The sequence below is a fragment of the Pseudomonas sp. 22082 genome, assembly GCF_052046055.1.
Classification (GTDB): domain Bacteria; phylum Pseudomonadota; class Gammaproteobacteria; order Pseudomonadales; family Pseudomonadaceae; genus Aquipseudomonas; species Aquipseudomonas pharyngis.
The window spans coordinates 240868-265447 of the sequence record NZ_JBQEQB010000002.1 but is presented as its reverse complement, the minus strand read 5'-3'; the positions used below and the strand labels follow the sequence as shown (position 1 = coordinate 265447).

At 60.9% G+C, this 24580-nt stretch carries 19 protein-coding genes; 13 read left to right on the top strand and 6 right to left on the bottom strand.

Features of this window, described 5'->3' with window-relative positions; genetic code table 11:
• Positions 1 to 93 precede the first annotated feature (93 nt).
• From ACTJK9_RS03740 to ACTJK9_RS03730, 3 genes are all read right to left on the bottom strand, one after another.
• Positions 94 to 1674, bottom strand: a complete 1581-nt coding sequence (locus ACTJK9_RS03740) for an aldehyde dehydrogenase (NADP(+)) (RefSeq protein WP_085610536.1) — start codon at positions 1672 to 1674, stop codon at positions 94 to 96.
• Between the two features lie 9 nt (positions 1675 to 1683).
• On the bottom strand, positions 1684 to 2676 hold the full coding sequence (gene araD1 / locus ACTJK9_RS03735; RefSeq protein WP_440812213.1) for an AraD1 family protein: 993 nt from the start codon (positions 2674 to 2676) through the stop codon (positions 1684 to 1686).
• Positions 2677 to 2777: 101 nt separating this feature from the next.
• Entirely contained in the window at positions 2778 to 4100 is a 1323-nt protein-coding gene (locus ACTJK9_RS03730) for an MFS transporter (RefSeq protein WP_440812211.1), read from the bottom strand.
• A 193-nt stretch (positions 4101 to 4293) separates the two neighbouring features.
• On the opposite strand from ACTJK9_RS03730, the gene ACTJK9_RS03725 reads away from it, so the two are divergent.
• The 3 genes from ACTJK9_RS03725 (at position 4294) to ACTJK9_RS03715 (ending at position 11742) form a co-directional block, all read left to right on the top strand.
• A complete protein-coding gene (locus tag ACTJK9_RS03725; RefSeq protein ID WP_064380416.1) occupies positions 4294 to 6030 on the top strand; it encodes an IlvD/Edd family dehydratase in 1737 nt (578 codons plus the stop codon).
• 152 nt (positions 6031 to 6182) lie between these two features.
• Positions 6183 to 6902, top strand: a complete 720-nt coding sequence (locus tag ACTJK9_RS03720) for a FadR/GntR family transcriptional regulator (RefSeq protein WP_440812208.1) — start codon at positions 6183 to 6185, stop codon at positions 6900 to 6902.
• A 145-nt stretch (positions 6903 to 7047) separates the two neighbouring features.
• Positions 7048 to 11742: a dermonecrotic toxin domain-containing protein gene (locus ACTJK9_RS03715; protein WP_440812205.1), complete on the top strand. Its 4695-nt coding sequence runs from the start codon at positions 7048 to 7050 to the stop codon at positions 11740 to 11742.
• A gap of 53 nt (positions 11743 to 11795) precedes the next feature.
• On the opposite strand, the gene ACTJK9_RS03710 is transcribed toward ACTJK9_RS03715, so the two are convergent.
• Together ACTJK9_RS03710 and ACTJK9_RS03705 are read right to left on the bottom strand one after the other, a co-directional pair.
• Entirely contained in the window at positions 11796 to 14180 is a 2385-nt protein-coding gene (locus tag ACTJK9_RS03710) for an efflux RND transporter permease subunit (protein ID WP_221397525.1), read from the bottom strand.
• A 28-nt stretch (positions 14181 to 14208) separates the two neighbouring features.
• Positions 14209 to 15237: a WD40/YVTN/BNR-like repeat-containing protein gene (locus tag ACTJK9_RS03705; RefSeq protein ID WP_440812201.1), complete on the bottom strand. Its 1029-nt coding sequence runs from the start codon at positions 15235 to 15237 to the stop codon at positions 14209 to 14211.
• Positions 15238 to 15561: 324 nt separating this feature from the next.
• On the opposite strand from ACTJK9_RS03705, the gene ACTJK9_RS03700 reads away from it, so the two are divergent.
• The 7 genes from ACTJK9_RS03700 (at position 15562) to ACTJK9_RS03670 (ending at position 20875) form a co-directional block, all read left to right on the top strand.
• On the top strand, positions 15562 to 16152 hold the full coding sequence (locus ACTJK9_RS03700; RefSeq protein ID WP_007957412.1) for an amino acid synthesis family protein: 591 nt from the start codon (positions 15562 to 15564) through the stop codon (positions 16150 to 16152).
• Positions 16153 to 16184: 32 nt separating this feature from the next.
• Complete coding sequence (locus tag ACTJK9_RS03695) at positions 16185 to 17018, top strand: alpha/beta fold hydrolase (protein ID WP_236188888.1); 834 nt, start codon at positions 16185 to 16187, stop codon at positions 17016 to 17018.
• Positions 17015 to 18496, top strand: a complete 1482-nt coding sequence (locus ACTJK9_RS03690) for an aldehyde dehydrogenase (protein WP_440812197.1) — start codon at positions 17015 to 17017, stop codon at positions 18494 to 18496. The genes ACTJK9_RS03695 and ACTJK9_RS03690 overlap by 4 nt, the downstream gene beginning before the upstream one ends.
• A 12-nt stretch (positions 18497 to 18508) precedes the next feature.
• Positions 18509 to 18994: a flavin reductase family protein gene (locus ACTJK9_RS03685; protein WP_085610543.1), complete on the top strand. Its 486-nt coding sequence runs from the start codon at positions 18509 to 18511 to the stop codon at positions 18992 to 18994.
• A 115-nt stretch (positions 18995 to 19109) separates the two neighbouring features.
• A complete protein-coding gene (locus ACTJK9_RS03680) occupies positions 19110 to 19499 on the top strand; it encodes a carboxymuconolactone decarboxylase family protein (RefSeq protein ID WP_085610544.1) in 390 nt (129 codons plus the stop codon).
• A 58-nt stretch (positions 19500 to 19557) separates the two neighbouring features.
• Positions 19558 to 20310, top strand: coding sequence for a GntR family transcriptional regulator (locus tag ACTJK9_RS03675; RefSeq protein ID WP_440812195.1), 753 nt, complete (start codon positions 19558 to 19560; stop codon positions 20308 to 20310).
• Position 20311: 1 nt separating this feature from the next.
• The gene (locus tag ACTJK9_RS03670) at positions 20312 to 20875 is read left to right on the top strand and encodes an NUDIX hydrolase (protein ID WP_007957402.1); all 564 of its coding nucleotides are present in this window, start codon (positions 20312 to 20314) and stop codon (positions 20873 to 20875) included.
• A 96-nt stretch (positions 20876 to 20971) separates the two neighbouring features.
• On the opposite strand, the gene ACTJK9_RS03665 is transcribed toward ACTJK9_RS03670, so the two are convergent.
• Entirely contained in the window at positions 20972 to 21268 is a 297-nt protein-coding gene (locus ACTJK9_RS03665; RefSeq protein WP_085610545.1) for a DUF1330 domain-containing protein, read from the bottom strand.
• Positions 21269 to 21333: 65 nt separating this feature from the next.
• Between ACTJK9_RS03665 and ribBA the strand changes: the two genes are divergently transcribed.
• From ribBA to ACTJK9_RS03650, 3 genes are all read left to right on the top strand, one after another.
• Positions 21334 to 22443, top strand: a complete 1110-nt coding sequence (ribBA, locus tag ACTJK9_RS03660; RefSeq protein ID WP_221397527.1) for a bifunctional 3,4-dihydroxy-2-butanone-4-phosphate synthase/GTP cyclohydrolase II — start codon at positions 21334 to 21336, stop codon at positions 22441 to 22443.
• A 167-nt stretch (positions 22444 to 22610) separates the two neighbouring features.
• Positions 22611 to 23636, top strand: coding sequence for an ABC transporter substrate-binding protein (locus ACTJK9_RS03655; protein WP_210710399.1), 1026 nt, complete (start codon positions 22611 to 22613; stop codon positions 23634 to 23636).
• The gene (locus tag ACTJK9_RS03650; RefSeq protein ID WP_007957398.1) at positions 23633 to 24577 is read left to right on the top strand and encodes an ABC transporter permease; all 945 of its coding nucleotides are present in this window, start codon (positions 23633 to 23635) and stop codon (positions 24575 to 24577) included. The genes ACTJK9_RS03655 and ACTJK9_RS03650 overlap by 4 nt, the downstream gene beginning before the upstream one ends.
• Positions 24578 to 24580: the final 3 nt, after the last annotated feature.

Here is a 24580-nt window from a genome sequence, read left to right as displayed (position 1 = left end):
TTCCAGCTCTCGAATGGGACGCAGAGCGTCCCGGGCTGCATTCCCACGCGGACGGTTCGACGCCTCGACGTGGGAACGATCATGGGGTGTGAGTTAAAGGGCGTCGCGCGATGGCTTGCCATCCACCAGCCGCTGTATGCGCAACGGGTTGGCGTTTTTCAGCGGTTCCGGCAGCAGACTGTCGGGGTAGTTCTGGAAGCACACCGGACGCAGGAAACGATCGATCGCCAGCGTACCCACCGAGGTGCCGCGAGCATCGGAGGTCGCCGGATACGGCCCGCCGTGAACCATCGAATCACAGACTTCGACACCGGTCGGATAACCATTGAGAAGGATCCGTCCGACCTTCTGTTCCAGCAACGGCGTCAGCTCCGGGAAGTGCTCGAAATCCGTCTGCTCGCCGATGATGGTCGCCGTCAGTTGCCCGTGCAGGCCCTGCAACGCCGCGCTCAACTGCGCCTTGTCGGCCACTTCGACAATCACCGTGGTCGGGCCGAACACTTCTTCCTGCAGCACTTCATCGCCATCGATCAGCAGGCTGACATCGGCCTTGAACAACTGCGGCTGCGCCTGATTGCCCTGCTGCGGATTGCCCGCCAGATGCTCGATGCCGGCGTGCGCCAAGAGTTTTTCCAGGCCTTTGCCATAGCTGCCCAGCGTCCCGGCATTGAGCATGGTTTGCGCCGGTTGATCGCCGATCAGCGCCGCGACTTGCTCGACGAACGCGGTGAATTGCGCTGAGCGAATGCCGATCACCAGGCCCGGGTTGGTACAGAACTGACCGCAGCCCTGCACCACCGACGCGGTCAGATCGCGGGCGACGGTTTCCGAACGTACGGCCAGTGCCTGGGGCAACACGATCACCGGGTTGATGCTCGACATCTCGGCAAATACCGGGATTGGCTGAGGCCGCGCGGCCGCCATGTCACACAGCGCCCGTCCGCCGCGCAGCGAGCCGGTGAAACCCACGGCCAGAATCGCAGGATGCTTGACCAGCCATTCGCCGACGCCACCGCCGTAGATCATGTTGAACACACCGGCCGGCATAGCGGTTTTTTCTGCTGCACGGATCAACGCGTCGGCGACGAGTTCGGCTGTGGCCATATGACCGCTGTGAGCCTTGAACACCACCGGGCAACCGGCCGCCAGCGCCGACGCGGTATCGCCGCCAGCAGTAGAGAACGCCAGCGGAAAATTGCTGGCGCCGAACACCGCCACCGGCCCCAGGCCGATACGGTACTGACGCAGATCCGGACGCGGCAACGGCTGACGATCCGGCAATGGCAGGTCGATGCGTGCACCGTAGAAATCACCGCGTCGCAGGACTTTGGCGAACAAGCGCATCTGACCGCTGGTGCGCCCTCTTTCGCCTTGAATCCGCCCGGCCGGCAGCGCGGTTTCGCGGCAGACCACGGCGACGAAATCATCACCCAGTGCGTCCAGCTCATCGGCGATTGCATCGAGAAACTGCGCGCGGCGTTCGGCGCTGAGGCTGCGATACGCCGGATACGCCGCCGCAGCGGCCTTGGCGGCAGCGTCGACTTCCGCTTCCGTGGCCTGAATGAAATCGTGGGGCAGTGCTTCGCCCGTGGTGGCGTCGACGCTTTGCAGCTTGACGTTGCCCGCCGCGCTGCGACGACCGCCGATGTAGTTGTGACCGAGAATCTGAGTCATGGGATCTCCTTAAAGGGTGCCGATGCTGTCCGGTTCAAATGCCGATGCAACCGGGGCGATGCCGTTGACCAGCGGTGCGCCGAATTCAGCCTGGCTGATTTCGAACACGTCGCCCGGTTGAGTACGGATGCCATCGGCAAACGACAGGGTCGCGGTGCCGAAGAAGTGAATGTGTACGTCGCCAGGACGCAGGAACTGGCGGTACTTGAAGTGGTGGTATTCGAGGTTCGCCAGGCTGTGGCACATGTTGGCCTCGCCGCTGAGGAATTCGTTCTGCCACAGCACTTCGCCGTCGCGCAGGATGCGACTGGTGCCCGCCAGGTGTTGAGGCAATTCACCCGTGCGAAGTTCCGGGCCGTAGCTGCAACTGCGCAGCTTGGAGTGGGCCAGGTACAGGTAATTCTTGCGTTCCATGACGTGATCGGAGAACTCGTTGCCCACCGCAAACCCGAGGCGATACGGCCTGCCGTCGTGGCCGATGATGTAGAGGCCGGCCATCTCCGGCTCCTCGCCGGCGTCTTCGGCAAACGGCGGCAGCGGGAACGGCTGGCCAGGACGCACGACAATGCTGCCGTCGCCCTTGTAGAACCACTCCGGCTGCACTCCGGCCTGCCCCGCCGCCGGTTTGCCGCCCTCCACGCCCCACTTGAAGATGCGCATGGTGTCGGTCATCGCCGCTTCTTCGCCGGCCTGCTGGTGCATCTTGTCCCGGGCCGACGCGCTGCCGAGGTGCGTAAGGCCGGTGCCGCTGACCAGCAGGTGCGCCGGGTCCGGGTGATCTAACGGCGGCAGGATGCGCAGTTGGGCCAGCAACTCGGCGTAATCATGGCTGATGCCCAGGCCGAGGGTCTGCACTTGCTGCGCGAGCATGTTGCCGGCCTCGATTGCCGCCAGTGCCAGATCACGAACCGTGCGCGCATCCTGCACTTCATGCACCAGACCGCCCTCGACCACCCCGACACGGCGCTCGCCGTTACTCAATTCGAATTGAACCAGATGCATAAATCCTCTCCTCTATACAAATCCTGAGTTCAGCGCCGTCCCTATGTGGGAGCGGGNNNNGCAAGCCCGCTCCCACATAGGTTATGTATGGTTCTGCAGATTCAGGTGCGCGTCGCACCCCGTGCGCTGGCGGCGAATTGGTCAACCGGCAGCACATGCTTGCGCTCCAGCACGCGATAAACGACGCCCGTCAGAATCAGCCCGAACACCATCACCCCGGACAGGAAGTACAGGCCCGAAGCGAGGTTGCCGGTGTATTCCTTCAGCGCGCCGATCACGAACGGGCCGATGTAACCGCCGAGGTTGCCCACCGAGTTGATCAAGGCGATCCCGGCCGCCGCGCTGGCACCGGCAAAGAATCGGCCCGGCAGCGTCCAGAACACCGCCGTGCAGGAAAACAGCGCAAACGCCACCAGACACAACGCCGCCAGTTGCGCCACCGGCAAGGACAGCCAGGCGCTGAGGAACAGGCCCATGGCACCCAGCACATAGAGCACCGCGAGATGGCCGTAACGGTCGTTCAAACGGTCGGAACTGCGCGGAATGATCAGCAGGCCGATGATCCCGAAGATGTACGGCACCGAGGACACGAAACCGGTGACCAGATCACTGCCGCCAAACTGTTTGATCAGGGTCGGCAACCACAGGCCCAGGCCATAGATGCTCAGGGTCACCGGCAGGTAGAACAGCGCCAGCAGCAACACGCGTTTGTCTTTCAGCGCATGCAGCGGATTGCCGTGACGCGTCTGGCCGTATTCCTGCAGGTCCTTTTTCAACTCGCCGGTCAGCCAGTCCTTCTCGGACTGATCCATCCATTTCACTTGTTGCGGGCCGTCCGGCAGCCAGCGCAATACCGGCCAGGTCAGCAGGATCGCCGGGGTGCCGATGACGATGAACAGCCACTGCCAGCCATGCAGGCCGAGGATGCCGTCCATGCCCAGCAAACCGCCCGAAACGGGGCCGGTGATCATCATCGCGATGGGTTGGGACAGGATGAACAGCCCGAGGATCTTGCCGCGATGGCGCACCGGGAACCATTGGGTGATGTAGTAAAGAACGCCGGGAAAGAAACCCGCCTCCGCCGCGCCGAGCAGAAAGCGCATCACGTAGAAACTGTGCGGGCCCTGAACGAAGGCCATGCCGATGGTGATCGCGCCCCAGGTGATCATGATCCGCGCAAACCAGCGCCGCGCGCCGAAGCGTTCGAGCATCAGGTTGCTGGGGATTTCAAACAGAAAGTAGCCGATGAAAAACAGCCCGGCGCCAAGGCCGTAGGCGGCATCGCCGATACCGATGTCGGCGCCCATGTGCAGCTTGGCGAAGCCGACGGCAGAGCGATCCACATAGGCGATCAGGTACAGCAGGATCAGGAAGGGAATCAGTTTCAACGTGATGCGCCGGACAAGCCGCAGTTCCTGGCTCATGAGATCGGTCTCCGATTGTTGTTTTTATGGAACCTCGGGGGACGCCTCTCGCGGAAAACCGCCAGGGCCATCCCTCCGTCGAAATCGACTATATAGTAATACTAATTACGCAACAACACTTCCAAACCGGCGATTTTGCGCTTATGTTTAGTCAAAGCTCGCAAACAATAGTCTTACAATAAGAGAATCGATCATGTCTGATAAGAAACCCACCCTGCGCTCCGCCCAATGGTTTGGCACGGCCGACAAGAACGGCTTCATGTACCGCAGCTGGATGAAGAATCAGGGCATCGCCGACCATCAGTTTCACGGCAAGCCGATCATCGGCATCTGCAACACCTGGTCGGAACTGACCCCGTGCAACGCGCACTTCCGCCAGATCGCGGAACACGTCAAACGCGGAGTGATCGAGGCTGGCGGCTTCCCGGTGGAATTCCCGGTGTTCTCCAATGGCGAATCGAACCTGCGCCCGACCGCCATGCTCACCCGCAACCTGGCGAGCATGGACGTCGAGGAAGCGATTCGCGGCAACCCGATTGACGGCGTGGTGCTGCTGACCGGTTGCGACAAGACCACCCCGGCCCTGCTGATGGGCGCGGCCAGTTGCGACGTGCCGGCGATCGTTGTCACCGGCGGGCCGATGCTCAACGGCAAGCACAAGGGCAAGGACATCGGTTCCGGCACCGTGGTCTGGCAGCTCAGCGAACAGGTCAAGGCCGGCACCATCACGATTGACGATTTCCTGGCGGCCGAGGGCGGCATGTCTCGCTCGGCCGGCACCTGCAACACCATGGGCACCGCGTCGACCATGGCTTGCATGGCCGAAGCACTGGGCACGTCCCTGCCGCACAACGCGGCGATTCCGGCAGTGGATGCGCGGCGTTATGTGCTGGCGCACATGTCCGGCATGCGCGCGGTGGAGATGGTTCGTGAGGATCTGAAACTGTCGAAGATCCTGACCAAGGAAGCCTTCGAAAACGCGATCCGGGTCAACGCGGCCATTGGCGGTTCGACCAACGCGGTAATCCACCTCAAAGCCATCGCCGGGCGCATCGGCGTCGAGCTGGATCTGGACGACTGGACGCGCATCGGTCGCGGCATGCCGACCATCGTCGACCTGCAACCGTCCGGGCGTTTCCTGATGGAGGAGTTCTACTACGCGGGCGGTTTGCCGGCCGTGCTGCGCCGCCTCGGTGAGGCCAATCTGATTCCCAATCCAAATGCATTGACCGTCAACGGCAAATCCATCGGCGAGAACACCAAGGACGCACCGATCTACGGTGAAGACGAAGTGATCCGCACCCTCGACAACCCGATCCGCGCCGACGGCGGCATCTGCGTGTTGCGCGGCAACCTGGCGCCACTGGGCGCGGTGCTCAAGCCGTCAGCCGCCACGCCGGAACTGATGCAACACCGTGGCCGCGCCGTCGTGTTCGAGAACTTCGACATGTACAAGGCGCGGATCAACGACCCGGAACTGGACGTCGATGCGGACTCGATTCTGGTGATGAAGAACTGCGGGCCGAAGGGTTATCCGGGCATGGCCGAAGTCGGCAACATGGGTTTGCCGGCCAAGCTGCTGGCGCAGGGAGTGACCGACATGGTGCGCATCTCCGACGCACGGATGAGCGGCACCGCGTATGGCACCGTTGTCTTGCACGTAGCTCCGGAAGCGGCGGCCGGCGGGCCTTTGGCGGCGGTGAAGGAAGGCGACTGGATCGAGCTGGACTGCGCCAGCGGGCGTTTGCATCTGGATATTCCGGACGCGGAACTGGCGGCGCGCATGGCGGATCTGCAACCGCCGCAGCAGCTGTTGGTGGGTGGGTATCGTCAGTTGTACATCGACCATGTGCTGCAGGCGGATCAGGGTTGCGATTTCGACTTCCTCGTTGGTTGCCGAGGGGCTGAAGTCCCGCGCCACTCCCACTAAAACCGCCATCCCCTTGTGGGAGCCAGCCTGCTGGCGATGGCGATCTGTCAGTTGATATTCATGTTGACTGATACACCGCTATCGCGAGCAGGCTCGCTCCCACATTGCTATGATGCGCGGCATCTCCATCGCTCAGGATCGCGCCACTCCCTATGGATTACCGCAAACCTTCCGACCGTAAAAGCATGCACTCGCGCATCGTCCAGGAACTGGGCATGCAGATTGTTTCCGGACGTTTTCTGCCCTGCGACAAACTGCCCGCCGAAGCCCTGCTCTGCGAGGAGTACGCGGTCAGCCGGCCGGTGTTGCGCGAAGCCACGCGAGTGCTGGTCGCCAAGGGCCTGGTGTATTCCAAACCCCGCGTCGGCACCGTGGTCAAGCCGCGCCGCGAATGGCACATGCTCGACCCGGACGTATTGCACTGGTTGATGCAAAGCAGCCCGCAGAACGAGTTCTTCAACGTCCTGACCAGTGTGCGCAGCATCATCGAACCGGCCGCCGCCGCCCTCGCCGCCCAGCATGCGACCGATGCCGACATTGCGTCGATTGCCGAGGCTTACCAGCGCATGGAAGCGGCCCCAACGCCTGAGGCGTTGCTGCAGCCGGATCTGGACTTTCACAGCCGGATTGCCGACGCGACCCACAACGATTTGCTGGCGAACCTGTGCAACATGCTCGCGGTGGCGATTGCCGAGGCATTGAAGCATTCCAATCAACGGCCGAATCTGCATGAGTTGGCGTTACCGCGGCATAAGGCGATTCTGACGGCGATCGAGAATCGTGATGCGTTGGGGGCCCGGCATGCGACGTTGGTGCAGCTGGATGATGCGCGCAGTGCACTGAATGTCGTGCTCGGCAGCGAACCCTCGTAATCCCTGCAGCGGTGCCCGCGTGCGCAGATGAGTGGGGGCGCTGAACATACCGATATTGACCGTCTGATGGGCGATATCCAGATACCGCACGTTGAAAATCTGCCGTTTTACTGTGAGCAATCCTAAACATGCCAAGGATTGCATCATGCCAACACTGCCTGCTCCCGCTGCACCCGGTACACCCGGTACAACCGATATCATTGCGCGCGCCGTCAACGCCCGGTTTCCCGACCGACCGACATTACGCTCGCAAACCGCTCGCCTGCTCAATGAAGGCTTGCTGGAAAAGTACCCTGACCTTGACTTCGACCCTTATCGAACCAGAATTGCCCAGCCCACCCCCAACGTCTCCTGGCGCCTGTCGCTGCTGCTTGATGAGGTATTGGAATACCTTGCCAGCGGCGTGAAGCTCGACCTTGGTGAACAACATGGTTTCGGCTGTTTCCTTACCAACCAAGTGCCCAAGTGGCTGCGCGTCAGCGAAACCTCCCTGCGTTTTCCTGACATGCAGGTCGTCGCCGACGTGATTCTCGAGCTGCCGCAGATTTTGTACATCAGCTTGCAGCAATCCCTGACCGCCTACTGGAATGACGACAATCACACAGGAAGCAGCCGTTGGCAGTGGCTCGGCGACCTTCTCGCCGGGGAACTGCAAACCGCCGCGATCCGTCACACGGACCTTGATGCATCACAGGCCGCGGTATTGACGGAACTGGCCAACCGTCCAGATCGTCAGGTCCGCTTGCAAAAGCCTTGGTCGGGCGGGGTGATTCAAGCCTGTACGGTTCAGACAAAACTGAGCAAAGGCTCGGTTTCCGCCATCGTGCAAACGCCCGATCTGCTGGTCAGCTGCGCCCAGACTCATCTGCTGTGCAGTGTGACCGGCAGCGTCAAAGCCTACACATCGCTGGACGCTTTCGGTCTGGACTGGGCCAAGCGTTTTCAGCAGGACTTTGCGGTCGACACCGTGACCTGGCAGCGTTTCGAACCCGACGGCAACCTCTTCGATACCCAAGCAGCCTTGATGCTCAATCAACAGCTGGAAAATCTGGCGGCACTCAAACTGCCTGCCCACCAAAGCCTGGAGGAACTGCAAAAGCGCGTCGACGCGATCACCGATATCGCCCGCAATTTCAGCGATCCGCAACCCGGTTCGCCGCATCTGGAACCGATTCAGGCGTCCCTGCCGCAGTGGTTGCAAACGGCGAGCGCTACGGATCGCATGGCCTACCGGCAACACGTGCTGGCGCTCGCCAGTCTAAGACATAAAAACCAGGGACGATCGTTCAGCGATGGCATCGACAACATCTACACCTATGCCCAAAAGGCATTGCACAAGCAGATGCTGGAAGATCAACCGCTGGCCCCCGGTTACAACTCCGATGAACTGGAGTTGACCTTCCACGTGCCGGTCGGAGACCTGGGCAGTGGCTATATCGAGAAAGTGAAAATGTCGCTGACGGAACTGGCGATCAAGAATCTTTCGGGCAAACCCAAAGGACGCATGACCATTCGCCATACGGGCAATCAACTGATTCAGGACTGGACCACAGAAGCGTATTTACTGAGCCTGGTGAAGCGCGTCGATATCGGTAAACATTATCCCGAACAGCTCAATGGTCTGCTGCTGGGCGATAGTCCCGAAGCGCGCGAGCGCGAACGATTGTTCGCGCTGGAATTGGCCGTTCAGTTACCGTTGCAGGCGCTCGAACATTCGATCCGCGGCGAACACGGCTTCAACCGGCAGGGCTACCGCTACGTCAATGCGCTGACGAAAAGCACGGCCGCCGAACGCATTGTTGATGAGCAGGCGATTGTCCTCAGACCATTGGCGTTTCAACGCAAAGCAGACGCGGCCTGCGATGTGGTCGCCAACATGTTTGTGATCGAACCCAAAGACTTGAATGCTGAAGGCCCGCGCATCCTTTATCGCCCGCTGTATGCCCCTGCCCTGCAGCAATTCGCTAGCCGTGCCGATCTGCTCAAGGCTATTTGCCTGGCCGGGCCGCTACAGGACAGTGTGCTGGCGTGGCTGACCGATCGTGCAAGGCCGATCTACGCCAATAATGGTTTCAATGAGCCACACATCAGCCATTTTCATATCGGCGACGATTTCACACCGTTCGAAAAACCTGCGCCAGCAATTCTCGTGAGCGATGCCGCGGCAGCGGATTGGTTGAAGGCCGTCGAAGGAAATCGCGTGTTGTCCAGCCTGTTCGTCAGTAACGCTCAAGCACTGATTCAACTTGCCGATCAGCAATCGGTATCCGATTCGGAAAGTCGCTGGGCGATCATCCTGGAGGGCGCGTGGTTGATCTTCAACGTCTTGCTATTGCCACTGGACGGACCCGCCATGATGGTCGGCTGGATGTTGCAACTCACCCACAGCCTGATCAACGACCTGCCGGCACTGGACAGCGATGATGCCGTTGCCCGGAATCTGGCATGGACCGATCTGCTATTGAACATCGGCCTGGTGCTGCTGCATGTTGCCAAGGATGCGGGTACGGCTTCGGTGTCCCACCGCGCAGAAAAACTCGCCCCGATACAGCTTGAACCGTTGCGTCATCCGTCCACTTCATTCCCGATGCCGCTCGATACCGTCATCCATCAGGATGCTGCGGCGTTACCCTCCGCCGCCCCGATCAATACGCCATTGGATTTCCACCTGTCGACCGCCCGAGGTTCAATACCGGCCAGTTGGTGGAAACAGTTGCAGGAGGTACACGTGCCGTGGCCTGCTCCGTTGCCGGAGCCTATGGCAACCGGGGCCTTCAAAGGCTTGTACCGGATCGATAACCAATGGCACGCCAGCGTGGCGGGTCTGCTGGTTCCTGTGCGCATTGTCGAGGGTTTCGGCGAGGTGTATCTGGACCTTAAAGATAAACCAGGCATCCAGCTGAAAAGCAACGAGAACGGTCAATGGAAACTCGACCGGGGTTTGAGGCTGGCCGGCGGCGGGCCCAAGTCGAGGATTCAGGCTCAACGAAAGGCCGTACAGGATCGCATTAAAGTTCTTGATGACAATTACGCTGCGTTCATCAATCAACAGGAACAGGTGCAAAAAGCGGTGGACATCGCTGAACAGGTGATGAGGCGACAACAAGACCTGCCTGCCGCCGCTGAAGAAACACGCGCAAAATCCAGGAAAGCGTACGACCGTGAGCTGGAAAAACAGACCGCCACCTACATATCGCAGATCGCTGAAAAGAAGGAAATTGCAGCACTGAAAAAAATCGATCCTGAATATTCCGGGATTACGACTCTGCTGCAGAACAGCATCAACAATGTGCGCAAACGCAATGTTCTGGCTGATCTGGAACGCCAAGCGATGCTGCGTCGTTATACCGAATTCAACCGGAATGCCCGCCAGGTTGCCGAAACGCTACTGACAGGAAACGCCGCCACGAGAGTCCGCTACCTCGATTTCCTGCGGGAGACGTCCGACATCAACGAAACCATGATCAAGCAGTACGAGGAAGTGGACAGACTACTGCTGGAGTTGAAAGAGATACCTCGTCTGGGACTCACCGCCTGGGAGCAATTGACAGCCAACCGTGCTGGGAAAGAGCTGTCGCCCGTGCAGCTCAAAGCATTCCAGCTGCAAATCCTGCGTCCGCTGAGTGTCAAGACGTGGGGTTTGCAGTCGGTTCTTGGGCTGGACGATGCCGTCGACCCGTTGGTGTTACTGTCTCGTTCGCATGCCGACCTGCAAGGCGCGGAAATCCGTGACAGCGCTGATCGTATTGCGGTGTTTGATAACCTGGTCGTTCGCTATGGCCTGGCACAGGACGCGCTGGAAGGTATCGGCATTTTCCATGGCGACGAGTTGCAACCCACCTACTTCAATCGTCTGCGCGAGATCGCTGGCGAATTGCGTATCGATGCCGAACGTCGTCTGGCTGACGAACTGCAAAGCTCGCCGGAACCGGAGGACACGCCTGGCACGTCGGCCAACATCAACCGTCCTCCCATCAGACCGCCAGCGCCAAGAGCAAGTCGCAAGAGGGTCATCAAAACCAACACCAAAGGCGCCCTGATCGGTGACTTGCGTGCTCGGGTTGGCGACCAGGGCGCAGACATTGTCGACGTCAAAGGTCCTATGGAAGACAGCGCACTGTTATCTTTCCGTGAAAATCAACCGAATGTCTGGGAGGAAATCGTCGCGCCTGAGCAGCCGCAGCCCGCTGCACCAGTGACGCCCTACCCGCAACTCAAGGGCGATGCCCGCAAGGCCTTGGCCAATGTAGACAAGCAGGTTCATAAAATCGAGGGGTACGCTCTACGAGCGACTTATCCCAAGGAAATTGAAGAGCAGATACAGCGCGAAGCACGGAAACTGACGGATTTTGCGGACAAACTCGAGCACCATGAACGTGCTCCGCTCAATCAAGAGCAGGATGTGGATCTGATCAGCAGATTACGGGCCAAAGCGAATGTGCTTGAAACCATGGCGACTGAAATTCGCACACAGATGACCCTGGCCAGACCACCGACCAGCGAGGGGGTGGCGTATCTGCTGCAGAACAACTCGGTTTACGTCCGGATGACTGGCAATCGGGTCCAGTTGAAAACCGGTCGGAAAGACTTCATGCAGGAATACGTATTGCTCGATCAGCAAGAAAAACCTGTGTGGTACGGACACTTTCATTACGCAAACGCCACGGACGAGAAGAGCAACTACACCCGTGCTCATTTGAAGACCAGGGAAGATCGCTATGAAACCTATGAGTCGGCCATGTTGAAAGCCAAGAGTGCGCAGCAGAAAATCGACATTCACAAAGGAAGAATCAGCGACGAATTGGCGGAGAACGTTTTCCTGCCGGTGGAGCCGCGCTGACAGGATGAAAAAAGCCGCAACCCAAGGTTGCGGCTTTTCTTCTCAGCCTGTCATCAGTGCGCGAACAATGAATTGCCCTTCTGCCCCGCCAGCTTCTCCGGCTTGATCAGGAACTTCGCCAACGCCGGCAGCAGCCACAGCGCACCGAACATGTTCCACAGCAGCATGAAGGTCAGCATCAGGCCCATGTCGGCCTGGAACTTGATCGCCGAGAAGATCCAGGTGCACACACCAATGGCCAGGCACAGGCCGGTGAACAGCACCGCCTTACCGGTGGATTTCAGGGTCTGGTAATAGGCTTCCTGCAACGGCAAACCGGCACGCAGGAAACTTTCCAGACGGCTGTAGATGTAGATGCCGTAGTCCACGCCGATCCCCACGCCCAGCGCCACCACCGGCAGCGTCGCAACTTTCACGCCAATACCCATGAACGCCATCAGCGCGTTGCCCAGCACCGAAGTCAGCACCAGCGGCAACACGATGCACAGGGTCGCCGCCCACGAGCGGAAGGTGATCATGCACATCACCGCCACGCAGATGTACACCAGGATCAGAATGGTCAGCTCGGACTTCTTGATCACCTCGTTGGTGGCCGCTTCGATGCCGGCGTTACCGGCGGCGAGGATGAATTCCAGGCCTTCCTTGTTGTTTTCCTTGGCGAAGTCCTGCACCGCATGCACCGCGCGATCCAGGGTTTCGGCCTTGTGGTCGTTGAGGAACACCAGCACCGGCGCCAGCGAGCAACTGTTGTTGTACAGGCCGTCGGCCCGGGCGATGGAGTTGTTCAGCACGTCCGGGTTGCGCGACAGGGTTTCCCATTTCAGGTTGCCCTCGTTCATGCCCTTGATCATCTGCTTGGACACGGTCACCAGCGAGATCGCCGACTGCACGCCCTCGGTGTTCTGCATCTTCCACATCAGCTCGTCGATCGGCGCCATGGCTTCATAACGCGAGCAGCCTTCGGACTTGGTCTTGACCATCACCACCAGCACATCGGAGCTGGTCGAGTAGTTATTGATGATGAAGTTGTTGTCCTTGTTGTAGCGCGAGTCCGGACGCAGTTCCGGCGCGCCCTGGTCGAGGTCGCCGATCTTCAGGTTCTGGCTGTACCAGAGGCCGCCACCGAAGGCGACCAGCGCCAAAGCGATGGAGATTGGGGCGACTTTCGGGTTGGCGAAGTTCGACAGCAGGCGCCAGAACGGATGCTCGCGGTGCGCGTCCTTCTTGCTCTTGGCGATGGCGCGCTTGCTGATGCCGACATAGGAAATCGCCACCGGCAGCAGGATCAGGTTGGTGAACACAATCACCGCCACACCGATGGAGGCGCCGATGGCCAGCTCGCGGATCACCCCGATGTCGATGATCAGCAGCGTGATGAAGCCGACGGCGTCCGCCAGAATCGCGATCATCCCCGGTAGGAACAATTGACGGAAGGTCCGCCGTGCGGCCGTCAGGGCGTTGTCCGCCTCACCAGATTGCAGGGCGATCCCGTTGATTTTCTGCACGCCGTGGGAAATGCCGATGGCGAAAATCAGGAATGGCACCAGCATCGAATACGGATCGAGGCCGAAGCCGAAGAAGTGCATCAGCCCGAGCTGCCAGATCACCGCCACCAGTGTGGTGCTCAACACCGCCACGGTGCTGCGCAGGCAGTTGGTGAACCACAGCAGCAGGATCAGGGTGATGACGAAGGCAATGCCGAAGAACATCACCACCATCACCAGGCCGTCGATCAGGTCACCGACCTTCTTGGCGAAACCGACGATGTGGATCTTGACGTTGGGGTTCTGCGCTTCGAACTTGTTGCGGATCTTGTCTTCGAGCTCGTGGGAGAACTGGCGATAGTCCAGCGCCAGCAGCTTGCCCTGATCCTGCGGGTCCGGGTAGGACTCCAGCAGCGGGATGTCGACGATGCTCGACTTGAAGTCGTTGGCCACCAGACGCCCGACCTGGCCGGACTTGAGCACGTTGTTGCGCAGCAGATCGAGGCTGTCCTGGGATCCGTTGTAGCTCTGCGGGATCACTTCGCCGCCGGCAAAACCTTCCTCGGTCACTTCGGTCCAGCGCACGCTCGGGCTCCACAGCGACTTGAGGCCGGAACGGTCGACGCCGGAGATGTAGAACACCTCGTCGTTGATCTGGCGCAGGGTCTCCATGTACTCCCTGGAGAAGATGTCGCCGTCCTTCGCTTCCACCGAAATGCGCACGGTGTTGCCCAGGTTCGCCAGATCGTTGCGGTGCTCCATCATTTTTTCAATGAACGGATGCTTGAGCGGGATCATCTTTTCGAAACTGGTGGACGGACGGATCAGCGTGGCCTGCCAGAACAGGAAAATGCTGACCAGCAGGCAGATCACGATCACTGCCGGGCGGTTGTTGAAGATCAGGCGCTCGAGAAACGTCGCCTTGTCCTGATGATGAGTGCTCAAGGAAGTCATAGCCCCGCCTTCTTATTATTGATTCGGCTCATTTGCCCAGCTCGGCGCCGTTCGGCGAAGTGACCCGAACGCCACCCTGCCCGCTCAGGATCAGATTGCCGTTGCCGGCGGCGGTGACCGACGACAGCGAGATGCGATCCGGACGGTTGAACACGCTGAAGGTTTCGCCGTTGTCGCTGCTGCTGACCACCGAGCCGCCGTTGCCGACGATGACGATGGAGCCGTCCGCAAGCAGTGTGGCACCGGACAGGCCGAACTCCAGCGAACCGCGCGCGGCTTTCAGTTCGACCTGTTCCCAGGTGCTGCCGAAATCGGTGGAGCGGTACAGGTTGCCGCGCAGACCATAGGCCAGCAGGGTTTGCGGCTGCGCCGTGCCGATCACGCCGAACAGCGAGCCTTCGTACGGGCCTTCGAGTTTTTCCCAGGTCTGGCCCCAGTCGGCGGAGCGGAACATGCTGCCCGATTCGCCAACGATGAACAGACCGGCGTCTTTTACCGCGCCGATGGCGTTGAGGTGGAACTGGTCTTCATTGTCGAGGCGGTCACTGACGTCTTCCCAGTTTTTGCCGCCGTCGGTGGTTTCCAGCAGCGCGCCGTAGGCACCCACCGCCAGGCCGCTGTTGACGTCCTTGAACCAGACGTCGAGCAGCGGCGATTCGCGCTTGAGGTCTTCGAACTGTTTGGTCCAGGTCTGACCGCCGTCTTCGCTGGCGAGAATCTGCGCGTCGTGGCCGACGGCCCAGCCGTGCTTGTCATCGACGAAATACACGGCGGTCAGCAACTGGCGGCTCGGCACCTTGGCCTGGGTCCAGGTCTTGCCCTGGTCGTCGGAATAGAGAATGTGCCCGCGATCCCCGACCGCCACCAGCCGGGTTCCGGCGTGAACGACATCGAGCATCAGGCTTTTCGAGGCCTTGGCCGATTCGGTGGAATAGACCACGTCGGCTGGCGCTTCGGCGGCGAGAACCGGCGCCGACAATGTGGCAAAGCCCAGCAGAGAGAGTGCTGTGGCCAGCAACGCGGTGTTGCGTAACGCCGGCGGGCGGCAACGACTCATAGACCTTCCCCTGTTTATTATTGTTGGTCATGGACCTTAAGGGCGCCGCAAGGGTGCTCACGGTGACTGCCTGGTCACAAGCATAGTCCTGAAACCCGCTGTCCAGAGCCCCTTCGGAAGCTGGCTCATCCTATCGGGCATTCGAAACGTCTGACAATCGGCGCAACGTTATCTTTTGTTAACCGAAAGGGACTTCAGCGGCGGCTGAATGCGCGGGCGTTCGTCCGACTGATGGCGGGGATTCTTGCGAGGGGGACTTGCACGATCGGTATTATGGTATACCATCAGACGCACAGACACTCTTTATCCCCTACGGAGCAGCTCATGAGTTTCGAAATTCGCAAGATCGTCAGCTATGTCGAAGAGACCTTCATTGAAGGCGGCAAGGCGTCCGACACCCCGGTGACCATGGTCGGCCTGGCCGTCGTGATGAAGAACCCGTGGGTCGGCAATGGGTTTGTCGAAGACCTCAAGCCGCAGATCCGCGCCAATTGTTCGGATCTCGGCGCGATGATGGTCGAGCGTCTGGTGGGGATCATCGGCGGCGCCGAGAAGATCGAGGCTTACGGCAAAGCCGCGGTGGTCGGTGCCGATGGCGAAATCGAACACGCGTCGGCGGTGATCCACACCCTGCGCTTCGGCAACCACTACCGCGAAGCGGTCAAGGCCAAGAGCTACCTGAGCTTCACCAACAAGCGCGGCGGTCCGGGCACTTCGATTCAGATTCCGATGATGCACAAGGACGACGAAGGCCTGCGCTCGCACTACATCACCCTGGAAATGCAGATCGAAGACGCCCCGCGCGCCGACGAAATCGTCGTGGTGCTCGGTTGCGCCGACGGTGGTCGCCTGCACCCGCGCATCGGCAACCGCTACATCGATCTGGAAGAACTGGCCGCCGAAAAAGCCCAGTAACCACAATAAAAAAGGCATTGCAGGAGCGCTCCATGATTCGGCTCACCGCTGAACTCACCCCGGCCGGCACCAGTTATCTGGCGACAGGCGTTGGCCAACCCGTGGTGTTGATCCACGGCGTAGGCCTGAACAAAGAAATGTGGGGCGGCCAGATCGTTGGCCTGGCCACGCAATACCGGGTGATCGCCTACGACATGCTCGGCCATGGCGCCAGCCCGCGACCGGCCAACGGCACCGCCCTGCTCGGTTACGCTGATCAGTTGCTGGAGCTGCTTGACCACCTGCAATTGCCCGAGGCGTCGGTGATCGGGTTTTCCATGGGCGGTCTGGTGGCGCGGGCGTTTGCCTTGCATTACCCGGAACGCCTGAAAAGCCTGGTGGTGCTCAACAGCGTGTTCAACCGCAGCGAGGAGCAGCGCGCCGGGGTTATCGCCCGTACCGCGCAGGCTGCCGAACACGGGCCGGACGCGAATGCCGAAGCGGCGCTGTCGCGCTGGTTCAGCCGTGAATATCAGGCGGCCAACCCGGCGCAGATCGCTGCGATCCGCCAGACCCTGGCCGGCAATGATCCGCAAGGCTATCTGACCACCTATGAACTGTTCGCCACCCAGGACATGTACCGCGCCGACGACCTGGGCAGCATCCAGGCGCCGACGCTGATCGCCACCGGCGAGCTGGACCCCGGATCGACCCCGGAAATGGCCGAGCAACTGGCCGCGCGCATTCCCGGCGCGAAGGTTGCCGTGCTGCCCGAGCAACGGCATATGATGCCGGTAGAGTCGCCACGGCTGGTAAACCAGACGCTGCTGGAATTTCTCGACACCGCATACGCCCGACAAAACCATATAAAGGGGATCGTTGCATGACGCTCGCACGCTTCCAGATGTGCATCGGCGGAGAATGGGTCGACGCCCTCTCCGGCAAGACTTTCGAAAGCCTCAACCCGGCGCTGGCCGAACCCTGGGCCGAATTGCCCGACGCAGATGAGGCCGACGTCGAACGCGCCGTGCAAGCCGCACAGACCGCCTTCGACAGCCCGGCATGGCGTGGTTTGACCGCCACCGCGCGCGGCAAACTGCTGCGTCGGCTCGGTGACCTGATCGCTGAAAACAAGGAGCAACTGGCGCAGCTGGAAAGCCGCGACAACGGCAAACTGATCCGCGAAACCCGCGGTCAGGTCGGTTATCTGCCGGAGTTCTTCCACTACACCGCCGGCCTCGCCGACAAGCTCGAAGGCGGCACCCTGCCGCTGGACAAGCCCGATCTGTTCGCCTACACCGTGCACGAAGCCATGGGCGTGGTCGCCGCGATCATTCCCTGGAACAGCCCGCTTTACCTGACCGCGATCAAACTGGCGCCGGCGCTGGCGGCGGGCAACACCATCGTGATCAAACCGTCCGAGCATGCCTCGGCGACCATTCTGGAGCTGGCGCGTCTGGCCCTCGAAGCAGGGATTCCACCGGGCGTGGTCAACGTTGTCACCGGCTACGGCCCGAGCACTGGCGCCGCCCTCACCCGTCATCCGCTGATCCGCAAGATCGCCTTCACCGGTGGCGCGGCCACGGCCCGGCATGTGGTGCGCAGCAGCGCCGAGAACTTTGCCAAGCTGTCGCTGGAACTGGGCGGCAAGTCGCCGAACATCATCTTTGCCGACGCTGATCTCGACAGTGCGATCAACGGCGCCATCGCCGGGATCTACGCCGCGTCCGGTCAGAGCTGCGTATCCGGTTCGCGACTGCTGGTGCAGGACGAAATCTACGACGAATTCGTTGGCCGACTGGTGGAGCGCGCCCAGCGCATCCGCATCGGCAACCCGCAGGACGACAGCAGCGAAATGGGCCCGATGGCCACCGCGCAGCAACTGGCGGTGGTGGAGGGTCTGGTGGCTGATGCGATTGCCGAAGGTGCACGCCTGCGTCTGGGTGGCAAGCGTCCGAGTGGCGTGGGTGACGGCTGGTTCTACGAACCGACGCTGTTCGAATGCGATCGCAACTCGATGAAGATCATGCAGGAAGAAGTCTTTGGTCCGGTGGCCTCGGTGATCCGTTTCAAGGACGAAGCCGAAGCGCTGGCGATTGCCAACGACTCGCAGTTCGGCCTCGCCGCCGGCATCTGGACCCGCGATCTGGGCCGCGCCCATCGCCTGGCCCGGGACGTGCGCTCGGGGATTATCTGGGTCAACACCTACCGCGCGGTGTCGGCGATGGCACCGATCGGCGGCTTCAAGAACAGTGGCTATGGACGCGAAAGCGGCATCGATTCGGTGCTGGCCTACACCGAACTGAAAACGGTGTGGATCAACCTCTCCCAGGCGCCGATGCCTGATCCGTTTGTGATGCGTTAGGAGTCCTGCGACATGATCGAACCCGGCATTTACAAAGACGTCATGAGCTCGTTTCCGTCCGGGGTCACGGTGGTCACCACCCTCGACCCGGACGGTGGCATCGTCGGCATCACCGCCAGCGCCTTCAGTGCGCTGTCGATTGATCCGGCGCTGGTGCTGTTCTGCCCCAACTACGCCTCCGACACCTACCCGGTACTGCGCGACAGCAAGAAGTTCGCGATCCATTTGCTGTCCGCAGACCAGACCGCCGAGGCCTATGCCTTCGCCGGCAAAGGCAAGGACAAGGCCAACGGCATCGAGTGGCATTTGAGCGAGCTCGGTAACCCGATCCTCGCCAAGGCCACGGCGATCATCGAGTGCGAGTTGTGGCGCGAATACGACGGCGGCGACCACGCGATCATCGTTGGCGCAGTGAAGAACCTGATCCTGCCGGAGCAACCGGTGACGCCGATGATTTATCACAAGGGCAAGCTCGGCGCGTTGCCGACACTGGCCTGAAAGATTCACACAAATCCCACTGTGGGAGCGGGCTTGCTCGCGAAGGCGTCGTGTCAGCCGACACCTATGTTGAATGNCCCGCTCCCACAAGGGAATTGTGGTGACTGGAGGATTTATGAGTAGCGAGAAGTATGAAAAGGGCCTGAAGATCCGCACCCAGGTGCTGGGCGAAGCCTATGTGCAGCGCTCGATCGAGAATGCCGACGACTTCACCCGCCCGCTGCAGGAAATGGTCACCGAATACTGCTGGGGCCACGTCTGGGGACGTGAAGGCCTGTCGCTCAAGGAGCGCAGCATGATCAACCTGGCGATGATCTCGGCGCTCAACCGTCCGCACGAACTGAAACTGCATGTGCGCGGCGCCTTGCGTAACGGCCTGAGTCGTGAGCAAATACGCGAAATTCTGCTTCAGGTCGGTATTTATTGCGGCGTCCCGGCAGCCGTGGACAGTTTCCGGCTCGCCCGTGAAGCCTTCGCCGAAGCCGACGCCGAGGCCTCCAGTTAACCCCTCGGCTGTTTTGATGCCCGTCTGGCATGGACAGCCACCTTAAAGAGCGGACCCCATGAAACGCCTGCCACTCGACGACAGCTTCAAGGTCAATCGCAACCCCGTCACCCTGCGCGAAATCGTGCTGGATAAACTGCGAAGCGCCATCATGAACTTCCAGCTGCTGCCGGGCGATCGCCTGGTGGAGCGCGATCTGTGCGATCGCCTGGGCGTGAGCCGTACGTCGGTGCGTGAAGCCTTGCGTCACCTGGAATCCGAAGGCCTGGTGGAATTCGCCGACGCCAAGGGGCCGCGCGTGGCGATCATCACCCTCGCCGATGCCGTCGACATCTATGAACTGCGCTGCGTGCTCGAAGGCCTGATCGTCCAGCTGTTTACCCTGCGCGCCAAGGCCAAGGACATCAAGGCCCTGGAAAAAGCCCTCGACGAGAACCGCAAGGCGCTCAAGGACGGCGAGCTGCAACAGGTGATCGATTCGGTACAGGGTTTCTACGACGTCCTGCTGGAAGGCTCGGGCAACCATGTCGCGGCCACTCAACTGCGTCAGTTGCAGGCGCGCATCAGCTACCTGCGCGCGACGTCGGTGTCCCAGGAAAACCGGCGCGGCGCCAGTAATCACGAGATGGAAAAAATGGTCGAGGCGATCAAGAGCGGCGATCCGCTGGCGGCGCATCAGGCGTGCGTCGATCACGTCCGCGCGGCGGCTGCCGTGGCCCTTGATTACCTCAAGCGTAAACAGGAAGAGACCGGCGCCACATCGCCAATCACCCTGCCGATCGCGCTGAAAGAACCGCGCATAGGTCACTGACATGTTCAGCCCGAGCTTTTGCCCGAAATGCGGTGGCGCTGACCTCGGTCAGCAGGTGCCGCCGGGCGATACGCACGAGCGCCTGATGTGCCGCGGCTGCGGCTACATCCACTATGTGAACCCGAAAATCATCGCCGGTTGCATCATCGAGCAGGACGGCAAATACCTCTTGTGCCAACGGGCGATCCCACCGCGCCCCGGCACCTGGACCCTGCCCGCCGGTTTCATGGAAAGCGGCGAAACCACCGAACAGGCCGCCCTGCGCGAAGTCTGGGAAGAAAGCGGCGTACGCGCGGAAATCGTCTCGCCGTACTCGATCTTCAGCGTGCCGAAGATCAGCGAGGTCTACATCATCTTCCGCGCCCTCGCGCTGGAGATCACCGGCCAGTACGGCCCGGAAACCCTCGCCTGCAAATTCTTCGCCCCCGAAGACATCCCGTGGGAGCAGATCTACTACCCGGCGATCCGGCAGATCCTCGAACGCTACATCGAGGAACGCCAGGCCGGGGTGTATGGCATGTACATGGGCAATGACGACAGCGGCAAGATTCATTTCATGCGCTAAGGATCACCTCTCCCCCTGTGGGAGCGGGNAAGAAATGTTGAATTATTGACCGCATTCGCGAGCAAGCCCGCTCCCACAAGGGATCTGTAGTGTGGCTTAAAGCGGGGCGATACCTTCGACGATGACGATCTCCGCCCTCGCCCATTCCTCGCGGTAGCTCTTCGCTTCCTGATACGCCGCTGAGCGATAGCACGCAACCGCCTGCTCGTAGCTGTCGAATTCAATCACCACGCTGCGCTGTGGCGTCGGTCGCCCTTCCATCGCTTCGCTGCGCCCGCCTCTGGCTAAAAACTTCGCGCCGAACTCGGCGAACGCTTTCGGCGCGCGCTGGGTGTATTGGCTGTAGTGATCGGGATCGGTGATGTCCACGTGTGCAATCCAGTACGCCTTCATAGTGACCTCTTGGTTCATTTTGTATTATGGTATACCACGAATTTCATTCCTACCGAGAGTCCAGCATGGCCTTCAACAGCATCGAAGAAATCATCGAAGATTATCGCCTCGGCAAAATGGTGTTGCTGGTCGATGACGAGGATCGGGAAAACGAAGGCGACCTGCTGCTGGCCGCCGACCGTTGCACGCCCGAGGCGATCAGTTTCATGGCCCGTGAAGCCCGGGGGCTGATCTGCCTGACGTTGACCGACGACCATTGCCAGCGTCTGGGGCTGGAGCAAATGGTGCCGAGCAATGGCAGCGTGTTCAGCACCGCGTTCACGGTTTCCATCGAAGCGGCGGTCGGCGTGACTACCGGCATTTCCGCTGCCGACCGCGCTTGTACGGTAGCCGCTGCGGTGGCGCCGAACGCACGCGCAGAAGACCTGGTGCAGCCGGGCCATATCTTTCCGCTGCGCGCCAAGGAAGGTGGCGTGTTGACCCGTGCCGGCCACACCGAGGCTGGTTGTGATCTGGCGCGGCTGGCGGGTTTCACGCCGGCCTCGGTGATTGTCGAGGTGATGAACGACGACGGCACCATGGCCCGTCGTCCGGATCTGGAAGTCTTCGCCCGCAAGCACGGGATCAAGATCGGTACCATCGCCGACCTGATCCACTATCGCCTGAGCACCGAACACACCATCGAACGCATCGGCGAGCGGGAACTGCCGACAGTGCATGGCACGTTCCGCCTGATCACCTTCGAAGATCGCATCGAAGGCGGCGTGCACATGGCGATGGTCATGGGCGAGCTGCGCCGTGAGGAACCGACGCTGGTGCGCGTGCATGTGATTGATCCGCTGCGCGATCTGGTGGGTGCCGAGTACAGCGGGCCGACGAACTGGACGTTGTGGGCGGCGCTGCAACGGATCGCCGCCGAGGGGCATGGCGTGGTCGTGGTGCTGGCCAATCATGAATCTTCCCAGGCGCTGCTGGAGCGCATTCCGCAACTCACTCAACCGCCTCGGCAGTTCAGTCGCTCGCAATCGCGGATTTATTCCGAGGTCGGCACCGGGGCGCAAATTCTGCAGAACCTGGGCGTCGGCAAGCTGCGCCACCTGGGCCCGCCGCTGAAATATGCCGGTTTGACCGGCTACGATCTGGAAGTGGTCGAGAGCATTCCCTTCACCGAATGACCCTGTTTGCCAGATAGCCGGTACGGCAAAGTGCTTGCACAAAGCTTGGAATACCATAATATGATATTCCATAGACCGGACGACCTGAAAAAGCGTCCAGCTACTGCTCCCGACAGGCGGGCAACAACGCAAGCCCGCTCAAAAAACACAACAATGAGGGCGTAAAAATGGTGTTGAACAAAGCTGCAACCGCGATCTTTTTTGCGGGACTGCTGAGCGTGACCGGTCAGGCCGCGATGGCCGCCGAGAGTGTGAACTTTGTCAGCTGGGGCGGTAGCACCCAGGATGCGCAAAAACAGGCCTGGGCCGATCCGTTCAGCAAGGCCAGCGGCATCACCGTCGTGCAGGACGGCCCGACCGACTACGGCAAACTCAAGGCCATGGTCGAAAGCGGCAACGTGCAATGGGACGTGGTCGACGTTGAAGCCGACTTCGCCCTGCGCGCCGCTGCCGAAGGCCTTCTCGAACCCCTCGATTTCAAACAGATCCAACGCGACAAGATCGACCCGCGTTTCGTCAGCGACTACGGCGTCGGCTCGTTCTTCTTCTCCTTCGTCCTCGGCTACAACGAGGGCAAACTCGGCGCCAACAAGCCGCAGGACTGGAGCGCACTGTTCGACACCAAGACCTTCCCCGGCAAACGCGCCCTCTATAAATGGCCGAGCCCCGGCGTGCTTGAACTGGCCCTGCTCGCCGACGGCGTAGCAGCCGACAAGCTCTATCCGCTGGACCTGGATCGCGCCTTCAAGAAACTCGACACCATCAAGAAAGACATCGTCTGGTGGGGCGGCGGCGCGCAGTCGCAGCAACTGCTGGCTTCCGGTGAAGCGAGCATGGGCCAGTTCTGGAACGGCCGGATCCACGCCCTGCAAGAAGACGGCGCACCGGTCGGCGTGAGTTGGAAACAAAACCTGGTCATGGCCGACATTCTGGTGGTGCCAAAGGGCGCGAAAAACAAGGACGCGGCGATGAAATTCCTGGCCAGCGCCAGCAGTGCCAAAGGCCAGGCCGATTTCTCCAACCTGACCGCTTACGCCCCGGTCAACGTCGACAGCGTGGCGCGTCTGGACTCGACGCTGGCCCCGAACCTGCCGACTGCCTACGCTAAGGATCAGATCACTCTTGATTTCGCGTACTGGGCCAAGAACGGTCCGGCCATCGCGACACGGTGGAACGAATGGCTGGTCAAATGAAAATGGCGGCCACCGCGTCCCGTCCCTCCACTGCCACTGGGAGCGCCGCGAGCGCTGCCGGCCCGGCGTCAGGCAAGGCGAGTGCAATGGCGCAAGCCCCGTCCCTCAAGCAACGCTGGCGCGGCGCCGGCAATCTCGCGCCGGCGCTGTTGTTCCTCGGTCTGTTCTTTCTCGCCCCGCTGATTGGACTGTTGCTGCGAGGCGTGTTGGAACCGGTGCCGGGCCTTGGCAACTATGAACAACTGTTCGCCAACTCGGCGTATGCACGGGTGCTGTTCAACACCTTTTCGGTGGCGGGACTGGTGACGGTGTTCAGCCTGCTGCTGGGCTTTCCGCTGGCCTGGGCGATCACTCTGGTGCCGCGCGGCTGGGGCCGCTGGATCCTCAACATCGTGCTGTTGTCGATGTGGACCAGCCTCCTCGCCCGCACCTATTCGTGGCTGGTGCTGTTGCAGGCTTCGGGCGTCATCAATAAAGCCTTGATGGCGATGGGCATCATCGATCAGCCGCTGGAAATGGTGCACAACCTGACCGGCGTGGTGATCGGCATGAGCTACATCATGATCCCGTTCATCGTGCTGCCTTTGCAGGCGACCATGCAGGCCATCGACCCGATGATCCTGCAGGCCGGTTCGATCTGTGGCGCAAGTCCCTGGACCAACTTCTTCCGGGTGTTCCTGCCGCTGTGCCGGCCGGGGCTGGCGTCCGGTGGGTTGATGGTGTTCGTGATGTCCCTCGGTTACTACGTCACCCCGGCGCTGCTGGGCGGGGCGCAGAACATGATGCTGCCGGAATTCATCATTCAGCAGGTGCAGTCGTTCCTCAATTGGGGCCTGGCCAGCGCCGGCGCCGCGTTGCTGATCGTCATCACGCTGGTGCTGTTCTACGTCTACCTGAAGCTGCAGCCGGAATCCCCGGTTGGCGCCAGTAACGCGAGGTAAGCC

Excerpts from the sequence above, each read along its gene's own strand:
- ACTJK9_RS03720 (WP_440812208.1), top strand. The coding sequence starts at position 6,183 with ATGGATTACCGCAAACCTTCCGACCGTAAAAGCATGCACTCGCGCATC.
- ACTJK9_RS03685 (WP_085610543.1), top strand. The coding sequence starts at position 18,509 with ATGATCGAACCCGGCATTTACAAAGACGTCATGAGCTCGTTTCCGTCC.
- ACTJK9_RS03670 (WP_007957402.1), top strand. The coding sequence starts at position 20,312 with ATGTTCAGCCCGAGCTTTTGCCCGAAATGCGGTGGCGCTGACCTCGGT.
- ACTJK9_RS03650 (WP_007957398.1), top strand. The coding sequence starts at position 23,633 with ATGAAAATGGCGGCCACCGCGTCCCGTCCCTCCACTGCCACTGGGAGC.
- ACTJK9_RS03705 (WP_440812201.1), bottom strand. The coding sequence starts at position 15,237 with ATGAGTCGTTGCCGCCCGCCGGCGTTACGCAACACCGCGTTGCTGGCC.
- ACTJK9_RS03740 (WP_085610536.1), bottom strand. The coding sequence starts at position 1,674 with ATGACTCAGATTCTCGGTCACAACTACATCGGCGGTCGTCGCAGCGCG.
- ACTJK9_RS03725 (WP_064380416.1), top strand. The coding sequence starts at position 4,294 with ATGTCTGATAAGAAACCCACCCTGCGCTCCGCCCAATGGTTTGGCACG.
- ACTJK9_RS03690 (WP_440812197.1), top strand. The coding sequence starts at position 17,015 with ATGACGCTCGCACGCTTCCAGATGTGCATCGGCGGAGAATGGGTCGAC.
- ACTJK9_RS03700 (WP_007957412.1), top strand. The coding sequence starts at position 15,562 with ATGAGTTTCGAAATTCGCAAGATCGTCAGCTATGTCGAAGAGACCTTC.
- ACTJK9_RS03710 (WP_221397525.1), bottom strand. The coding sequence starts at position 14,180 with ATGACTTCCTTGAGCACTCATCATCAGGACAAGGCGACGTTTCTCGAG.
- ACTJK9_RS03665 (WP_085610545.1), bottom strand. The coding sequence starts at position 21,268 with ATGAAGGCGTACTGGATTGCACACGTGGACATCACCGATCCCGATCAC.
- ACTJK9_RS03655 (WP_210710399.1), top strand. The coding sequence starts at position 22,611 with ATGGTGTTGAACAAAGCTGCAACCGCGATCTTTTTTGCGGGACTGCTG.
- ACTJK9_RS03715 (WP_440812205.1), top strand. The coding sequence starts at position 7,048 with ATGCCAACACTGCCTGCTCCCGCTGCACCCGGTACACCCGGTACAACC.
- ACTJK9_RS03730 (WP_440812211.1), bottom strand. The coding sequence starts at position 4,100 with ATGAGCCAGGAACTGCGGCTTGTCCGGCGCATCACGTTGAAACTGATT.
- ACTJK9_RS03675 (WP_440812195.1), top strand. The coding sequence starts at position 19,558 with ATGAAACGCCTGCCACTCGACGACAGCTTCAAGGTCAATCGCAACCCC.
- ACTJK9_RS03680 (WP_085610544.1), top strand. The coding sequence starts at position 19,110 with ATGAGTAGCGAGAAGTATGAAAAGGGCCTGAAGATCCGCACCCAGGTG.
- araD1 (WP_440812213.1), bottom strand. The coding sequence starts at position 2,676 with ATGCATCTGGTTCAATTCGAATTGAGTAACGGCGAGCGCCGTGTCGGG.
- ribBA (WP_221397527.1), top strand. The coding sequence starts at position 21,334 with ATGGCCTTCAACAGCATCGAAGAAATCATCGAAGATTATCGCCTCGGC.
- ACTJK9_RS03695 (WP_236188888.1), top strand. The coding sequence starts at position 16,185 with ATGATTCGGCTCACCGCTGAACTCACCCCGGCCGGCACCAGTTATCTG.